Here is a 480-nt window from a genome sequence, read left to right as displayed (position 1 = left end):
ATTGCTTTGACGAAGTTGAGTTTAAATATTTCCCCGGACGATCGGGTGAAAATTGTTGTTACTGTTTCTGATGGACAGTCACTTCATTTATCACAACAATGGCCGCCCTCTTCAGAAAAGTCTTAATTTGTTGAAATATCGAGCATAAGATGAATCTGGAGAGAATGGTCTGCTGCGAATCAGCCAACCTGAAAGTATGGATAACACAACCCTCAAGGAAGACTAATCATTGCGGAAACGGAATAATGGTTCAGACCTTTTTTAAACTCTCTTATGCTCGGCAGTTTGTTTTTTCCTTTTATTGCCATTGCTGGAAGCACCGTGCAAGGGGGCGTGATCCATTTTTATGGCCAAATTGTGGAACCGGCATGTGACGTCAGCACCCAGTCATCACCCGTAGAAATGAACTGCCCACAGAATGGTTCTATTCCGGGCAAAACCTACTCCAGCAAAGCGTTAATGAGCGGCAATGTCAAAAAC

The 480-nt window shown here is 43.3% G+C and carries 2 protein-coding genes; both read left to right on the top strand.

Annotation, left to right across the window (positions count from 1 at the left end):
• Positions 1-6: 6 nt before the first annotated feature.
• On the top strand, positions 7-126 hold the full coding sequence (locus K0039_RS25115) for a hypothetical protein (protein WP_500303714.1): 120 nt from the start codon (positions 7-9) through the stop codon (positions 124-126).
• A 147-nt stretch (positions 127-273) separates the two neighbouring features.
• Positions 274-480 (top strand): YmdA family protein (locus K0039_RS25110; protein ID WP_228106852.1); only part of this gene is annotated, 207 nt, incomplete at its 3' end.

The sequence above is a fragment of the Terrisporobacter mayombei genome, assembly GCF_020748465.1.
Lineage (GTDB): Bacteria > Bacillota > Clostridia > Peptostreptococcales > Peptostreptococcaceae > Terrisporobacter > Terrisporobacter mayombei.
The sequence above is the reverse complement of the archived record's forward strand: the minus strand, read 5'-3'. Positions and strand labels throughout refer to the sequence as shown.